The organism is Leucobacter komagatae (assembly GCF_000834055.1).
GTDB classification, from domain to species: Bacteria; Actinomycetota; Actinomycetes; order Actinomycetales; family Microbacteriaceae; genus Leucobacter; species Leucobacter komagatae_A.
The window spans coordinates 1-6,882 of record NZ_JXSQ01000054.1 but is presented as its reverse complement, the minus strand read 5'-3'; the positions used below and the strand labels follow the sequence as shown (position 1 = coordinate 6,882).

Here is a 6,882-nt window from a genome sequence, read left to right as displayed (position 1 = left end):
TTGCCGACCTTGGCGATAATCTGAGCGGCGGTCTCGTTGCCGCCTCCGGCGTAGGCACTGCAGTAGGCGTTGGAGGCTCGACTCTGCGTCTTCGCAACGTAGTCACGTGTGCACTTTGAGGCGAGCGTAGTCGAAACACCACCCCAGACGACCTTCTTTCCTACCTCATATCCTGGTCGACCCAGCCAGCATTGCGGTACCTGCTGATTTAGAAAAGTCTGCACCTGCGCAGCCGTCATAGCGTTGCCATCATAGAAGTTGGCATCAGACACGATATTTCCTGCTTGAAAGCCGTCCGAGGGTCCAGCCGCAAGTGCAGGGGAGGGAGGCGCGAGCAGCCCAACCAGCATCACGAACAGTCCGATCGCGACCCCGAGGGCACGCCGACGGGACGAGGGGGCCGGCCGGAGGATTTCAGACTGGTCGACTCTCGGCGAGGTGATCTGCCGCATGGACTCAACTTTCACTCAACAGTTGACACTTTTCGTTTAGTCTACGTGACGCTAGCTTCAGCGAAAAGGCACGTAGTACGAGACATCCACGACTCAGGAAGGCCTCAGGCCGATCCGTTCCCACTCCTGTGGCAACGTAGGGGCGGAACTATGGGCGAAAGAGAAACTCGATCCGCAACGACGGACGGTGCCGCCCCTCTTACTGGCTCGGTGCGGCCTTGTCGCCCGGTAGCCCGGAGCCGACGAACCGCCGAAACAGCACGCGCTTGAGCGACGCTGGCATGAGCCGGTAGACACCTTTGACAACAACGTTGCGGAGGTATTCGCCGCGAGTGATGAACCCGATGCGCAGCATCTCACGCTGCAGCGCCCACTCGGTCTTCGCTTCCTGCCACCCGCCACGGCGCGCGAAGGCGCCAGCGCCCACCCGGTACTTCACGAGGGGCTCGGTGATGTTCTCGACGCGTGCACCCGACGCGATGATCCGCACCCCGAGCCAGTAGTCTTCCATCTTGCCGAAGGGTTGGTAACGCCCAACAGCGTCGAGGGCGGCGACCCGGTACATCATGGTGGGGTGGTTAAAGGGGTTGTGGGTGCGGGCATGTTCGCGGATGCGGTCTTGACCGGTCGGGGGGATCCGTGCAGCGCTCACCTTGTCAGGGTCTGTTTCGAACTCGACCATGCCGGTGCCGACGAGGTCGAACCCTTGGCTCATGAGCTCCCACTGCGCCGCGAAGCGCCCAGGAGCGGAAACGTCGTCTGCGTCCATCCGTGCGACCACTGGGTACGCGCACGCGTCGAGCCCTGCGTTGAGCGCCGTGGTGAGCCCGCCGTTCTGGGGAAGCCGCACGATCCGCACGGGCACGGGGCTCTCCCGCTCGATGCGCGCGAGTTCTGCCGCGAGTGCCTCGGGAACCGGGCCGTCCTGCACGATCACTGCCTCGGTTGGCCGAAGCGTCTGCTTGTCGACGGTGCTCTCGAATGCGAGCCGCAGGAACGATGGATCGTCCCCGGCGTACACGGGCAGAAGCAGGGAGAATTCTGGGGCAGTCACCATAACTCCATCAGCTTAGCCGGGCGGGGCGCCTCAATGCCGCGAGCGGTGCGACGGAGGCTCACCGACCGCTCTCTCGCGGCACTACGCGCGGAGGCCAGCCTTCTCGAGGCGCTCGATCTCAATCATTACGTCGACGGGCACCCCGGTGTCGCGAAGCACGTCGCGGGTGGATCGCGGGTTCGTGCGCGTTCCCTCGCCCCAGCCGCGCTTCAGGCAGTCGCGCAGCTGAGCGCGGTCGCTTGAGGCGCGGAACGTGCGGATCCAGCGCCTGATGCTCGCGCCGAAGTACAGGAACTTTTCCCAGCCGTAGAGCGCGTCAGATTTGCGGAAGACCCAGAGCTTGTTGCGCACCTCGAAGAAGAAGCGGGGCCCGGGATCTGCGTCGCTCGATCCTCGCTTCGCGGTCTTGTGCGTCACCACAGAGGCTGGCGTGTACAGTCCGCGGGCTCCGCGGAGTAGCCGCGCCGAGTATTCGAAGTCGTCATTCCAGAGGAAATAGTCGGCGAGCGGCAGCCCGAGCTCGCGCACACGCGACGCCCTCAGGAATGCCGAAACGAAGGAAATCGAGCGGATCTCCATCGCCCCAACTTCCGCGGCACGCGAGCGTTCCGCACGGCCAGCTCGAATCTTCGCCTTCGGAGTGTTCATCGGGTGGTCTTCGCCGTCCGTCCACACGACGCGCGAACCCATGACGGCGAGGTCATCACGCCCGGTTGCGCGGTAGCGCTCGTGGGTAGTCAGCGCGCCAGCGAGCGCGTCTGGGCCGGGCACGGTGTCGTCGTCCATGACCCACACCCAGTCGGTCTCCTCGTCAACGACAGCGGCAGCAATGCCGACGGCGAAGCCGCCGGCGCCACCCGTGTTCTTCTCCAGCTTGATGAGGCGAGCGCGCTCGCCCCAGCTCGCAAGCCGCTCTTCCGCAACCTCAGTTGCCCCGTCGGTCGACGCGTTATCGACGACGACAAGTCGGTCTACTTGGCGCGACTGCGCTGCGAGCGCGTCGAGCGCCTCGCCAAGCAATTCGCGCCGATTGAAGGCGACCAGTACTGCCGTGACCCGCATGACCACCCTTTCGTTGCACGTGAAACCCGCATTAGTCTACGGGGTCGTCTACTGCGAGTCGCCCTCGGCCTCGGGGCTGGCGGCCGCGACACCCTCAGCGACAAGGCTGTGGATAGCACCGTAATCGGGGTCTTCCGGGTCGATGGTCGGCGGCACGAGTTCAACATTGACCGGGGCGTGTCCGCGGGCCTTGCCCGCGAGGTCGACAAACCGGCCGAGCATCGACTCTGGAATGTCGGTCTTCACGAGTTGTGAGCCTGCCGCGGCGATCTCCTGGAAACGCAAGAGCACGTTCGCCGGGTTCATCTGCGCAAGGATTGCGGCCTGCAGGTCACGTTGGCGTTGCATGCGGTCATAGTCGCCGTTCGCGGAGCCGTAGCGGGAGCGGGCGAACCACTGCGCCTCGAAGCCGTTGAGGTGCTGCTCCCCTGGCTCGATCCAGTCGTCGACGTTCACCAGTTCGCCGGTGTACTCGTCGATACCGCCGCCGATCGGGAGCCGCTCTGGCACCGTGACGGTGACTCCGCCGAGCGAATCGATGATGTTCGAGAAGGCGTCCATGTTCAACAGCACGTAGAACTGCGGGTCGAGTCCCGTCGCACCCTGCACGGCGTCTTTCGTTGCCTCGATGCCAGGCTCTGAGCCGCGCGACTCTGCCTCGGGGTAGAGCCCGGCGTACGTCTCTGGGAAGTTCTCGACTTCAGTGTAGACGGCGTTGAGGTAGCACGTCGTGTAGCAGCCACCCCACTCGGAGACGGCGTTCGGCGCAACACCGAAGCCGTAGGGGTGGAGTGCGTTCATCGGCGACTCTTCCGGGAACGGCATCTCGACGAGTTCGCGCGGGAGGCCGATGATCACCGACTGGCCGGTCTTCGCGTCAATGCTTACGAGGGAGATCGAGTCAGGGCGGATCCCCTCTCGGTCAGACCCGGCGTCCGTTCCCAAAAGCAAGATGTTGTACCTGCCATCGATCGGCTTCACCGCCGGCGCACCGACAAAGATATTGCCGATCGCTCCGCGACCGGAGTTAATGAGCGTTGCAGCCCACGCAGCTCCAGCAACGGGGAGCACGGTGAGGAGCACGGAGAGCATCGCAACGGGAACGCGCCAGTTGCGCTTGACCCGCACGAGCTTCGTCAGCCGGAGCGTGTCGATACCAAAGATCAACCACATGAGCCCGAGCCCGACGATGAGCCACTGCAGCACGAAAAGAAAAATGCTGTTGGTGAGGATCGACAGGGTGGCCGCGCGCGCAAAAACGAGCCCGCCAAGCATCAGGAGCGCGACAAGCAGCGCGGTGAATGTGACCCCGAGCCCGAACCGACCGGCACGCTTATTGCCCGCGAGTACCTGTGCGCTGCCTGGCAGCAGAAACCCGAGAACGACCAGCCAGCGCGCCCGCTTCGTCATGACCGGGGGCGACGACAGGTCCGGCTTGCGAATCGGCCGTTCGAGGTCGTACCCGAGGCTTACGCTCATGCACCGTACCCGTCTGGATTCGCCGACTGCCACGCCCACGAATCCCGGCACGCGTCGGCGAGCGAACGGGTCGTGCGCCAGCCGAGGTCGATGTTTGCCTGTGCTGGGTTCGCAACGGTTTCGGCGACGTCGCCATCGCGACCGGGAACCACTTCGTAGGGGATCTCGCGGCCCGCAGCCTCGCCGAATGCGCGCACGACCTCGAGCACGCTCGAGCCGGTGCCCGAGCCGAGGTTATACGTGCTCACGCCGTCGGTCATCCGCTCAAGCGCCGCCGCGTGTCCCTCAGCGAGGTCCATGACGTGGATGTAATCGCGCACCCCAGTGCCGTCCGGTGTTGGGTAGGTGTCGCCGAAGACGCTGAGCTTGTCGCGCTTGCCGACAGCGACCTGCGCGATGAAGGGCATGAGGTTGTTCGGGATCCCTGACGGGTCCTCGCCGATGCGGCCTGACGGATGCGCCCCAACGGGGTTGAAGTAGCGCAGCAGCACCGCCTGCAGTTCGGGCCGGGCTGCCTGTGTGTCGCGGATGATCTGCTCGATCATCGACTTCGACCACCCGTACGGGTTCGTGAGCCCAACACCCGACGGGTGTGCTTCGTCCTGCGGAACATACTGCGGGTCACCGTACACGGTCGCGCTTGAACTGAAGACGAGCCGGGTGATGCCACGGTCGCGAAGAATGTCGAGGAGGTTCAGTGTCGAGTCAATATTCACCCTGTAGTACCGGGTGGGCTGCGCCACGGATTCGCCAACGGCCTTGAGGCCAGCGAAGTGCACGACCGCGTCGACGTCGAGATCGGCACACGCCGCCTGAGCTGCTGCGCGGTCTGCAAGATCAACCTCGATGACGGGGATTGACCGGCCGCTGAGCTCTTCGACGCGCCGAACCGCCTCGCGACTACTGTTTGAGAAGTCGTCGAGCACAATCACCTCGTGGCCACGTTCGAGAAGCACGAGAGCAGTGTGGGAGCCGATATACCCGGCTCCACCTGTGAGCAGAACACGCATAGGACGAGGCTACTTCACCCCAGCAGGGAGAACCATGCGGCACTCCGGAGATTCCCAGGGCGTGCCGTGCAGTAAAGTGCATTTCACTCCCCGTAGAATGGCTATGAGTCCATGTTTTCTGCAGGCTACCGGTGGAGGTGGGGATGGCGACTCTCAGCCTTATCGCGGAGCCCTTTCCCGATTGGGAAGCTCGCGTGCACTTTGCCGCGGCCACCGATCTTGTAAACGCGCTCGCAGAGTCAGCGCCGAGAAGCTGCAGCGCACGCTTCTTGTCTGCGCGAGGCTCGGTTCCTCCCGTGTTCAGCTCCGCCAGGATCGCCGTGGAGCAACTGCCAATGGGCGCAAACGCGCTGCCGATCCTCTGGCAGTCGGGCACAACCGCCCGCCCGCTCGACGGCGAGATGACGCACGCGATCACCCCAATGATCCCGCTGCGCGCGCGCCCCGAGGATGACGGAACACAGTCGACCGTGTCCGTACCGCACGCACTTGCATGGGAGGCGCCAGAGCTCCTCACCCCCGCACAGGGGCGACTCACGCGCTCGTTTGTGAAGCGCGCAGCGCGGCACGCCGATGTACTTATCGCGACCTCGCACGCGACCGCTTCCCTCCTGCAGCAGCAGTTTGGGCACGACATCCCGGTCCAGGTCATCCAGCCGGTAGCGCCGAGCGTGCTCCTCGAGGCCGACGATTCAGCCGAACGCCGCGCGCGCCTCGGCCTGCCAGCCAACTACGTTGTCACCACCGCGAATCTCGATGAGTACGGTCGGCTGCAGTGGGTGTTCGACGCCTACGATTCCGACCCCTCGCTACCCCATCTCGTCGTGATCACGGGTATCGACCCCGTGCGCCACGTGAAGGGCACGCCGGAGCCGAGCGACATTGTCGGTTCGCTGCCTGCCGGCATTCGTGACCGCGTCACCGTCGTTCCCGCTGAGGACCTCGCAGACGCTGGTGCGATTATCTCGGGCGCGACCATGCTGCTGCAGCCGCAGTCGTTCGCAGCGACCGGATACACCGTGATCGCTGCGCTTATGTCTGGCGTGCCCGTGCTGCACGCCGGCACTGCCGCCTTCGACGAGTACATTCTTGACGCAGGGCTCGCCGAGCCGGAAGCCCTCGGCTTCGTGACGACGCTGTCCCGTCTGTTCATTCCGAGTAGCGGTGACGGCACGAGCGAGCTTGAACGGCTCTCGGTCCACGCCGCCGACCGTGGGCGCTCGTTCTCGTGGAGCGCCGTGGCGTGGCAGCTGTGGGAGACGCACTCCCTGATCTAGGGATCTACTCTGCGGCGGCCCGAGCTTTGAGCGCCGCGTTCTTGTCCTCGACCATGTCGGTGAGGCCCCTGGCGTACTCTTCAAGGGTTGCGCGCAGGGCGTCGTCGCTCGTTCCGAGGATGCGAGCGGCGAGGATACCGGCGTTCTTCGCACCACCGATGGACACGGTCGCGACCGGGATGCCGCCTGGCATCTGCACAATCGATAGCAGCGAGTCCATTCCGTCAAGCTTCGCGAGCGGAACTGGCACGCCGATCACGGGCAGCGAGGTCATCGAGGCAACCATGCCAGGCAGGTGGGCAGCCCCGCCCGCGCCCGCGATGATGACGCGCAGGCCACGATCCGCCGCGTCGCGCGCGTAGCTCACCATCTTGTCGGGCGTGCGATGCGCGCTCACGACCTCGACCTCGTGTGCGATACCGAACTCGCGGAGCATCGACACCGCGTCCTGCATCACCGAGTAGTCGGAATCGGAGCCCATGATTACGCCAACGAGGGGGGTTGCTTCGCTCATACCCCAATCGTACCGGCCGTGAGGAGGGCAC

At 64.7% G+C, this 6,882-nt stretch carries 6 protein-coding genes and 1 pseudogene; 1 reads left to right on the top strand and 6 read right to left on the bottom strand.

Features of this window, described 5'->3' with window-relative positions; genetic code table 11:
• From SD72_RS18415 to galE, 5 genes and pseudogenes are all read right to left on the bottom strand, one after another.
• A pseudogene (locus tag SD72_RS18415) lies at nucleotides 1–272 on the bottom strand (hypothetical protein); the annotation flags it as partial.
• A 379-nt stretch (nucleotides 273–651) separates the two neighbouring features.
• The gene (locus tag SD72_RS16525) at nucleotides 652–1,506 is read right to left on the bottom strand and encodes a glycosyltransferase (RefSeq protein WP_420038435.1); all 855 of its coding nucleotides are present in this window, start codon (nucleotides 1,504–1,506) and stop codon (nucleotides 652–654) included.
• A gap of 84 nt (nucleotides 1,507–1,590) precedes the next feature.
• Nucleotides 1,591–2,571, bottom strand: a complete 981-nt coding sequence (locus SD72_RS16520; RefSeq protein WP_042545569.1) for a glycosyltransferase — start codon at nucleotides 2,569–2,571, stop codon at nucleotides 1,591–1,593.
• Between the two features lie 48 nt (nucleotides 2,572–2,619).
• Complete coding sequence (locus SD72_RS16515) at nucleotides 2,620–4,050, bottom strand: LCP family protein (RefSeq protein ID WP_042545568.1); 1,431 nt, start codon at nucleotides 4,048–4,050, stop codon at nucleotides 2,620–2,622.
• Nucleotides 4,047–5,060, bottom strand: coding sequence for a UDP-glucose 4-epimerase GalE (galE, locus tag SD72_RS16510; RefSeq protein WP_042545567.1), 1,014 nt, complete (start codon nucleotides 5,058–5,060; stop codon nucleotides 4,047–4,049). Before galE ends, SD72_RS16515 begins: the two co-directional genes overlap by 4 nt.
• Before the next feature lie 320 nt (nucleotides 5,061–5,380).
• Between galE and SD72_RS16505 the strand changes: the two genes are divergently transcribed.
• Complete coding sequence (locus SD72_RS16505) at nucleotides 5,381–6,337, top strand: mannosyltransferase (RefSeq protein ID WP_232299841.1); 957 nt, start codon at nucleotides 5,381–5,383, stop codon at nucleotides 6,335–6,337.
• Nucleotides 6,338–6,341: 4 nt separating this feature from the next.
• On the opposite strand, the gene purE is transcribed toward SD72_RS16505, so the two are convergent.
• A complete protein-coding gene (gene purE, locus SD72_RS16500; RefSeq protein WP_042545565.1) occupies nucleotides 6,342–6,851 on the bottom strand; it encodes a 5-(carboxyamino)imidazole ribonucleotide mutase in 510 nt (169 codons plus the stop codon).
• Nucleotides 6,852–6,882 lie beyond the last annotated feature (31 nt).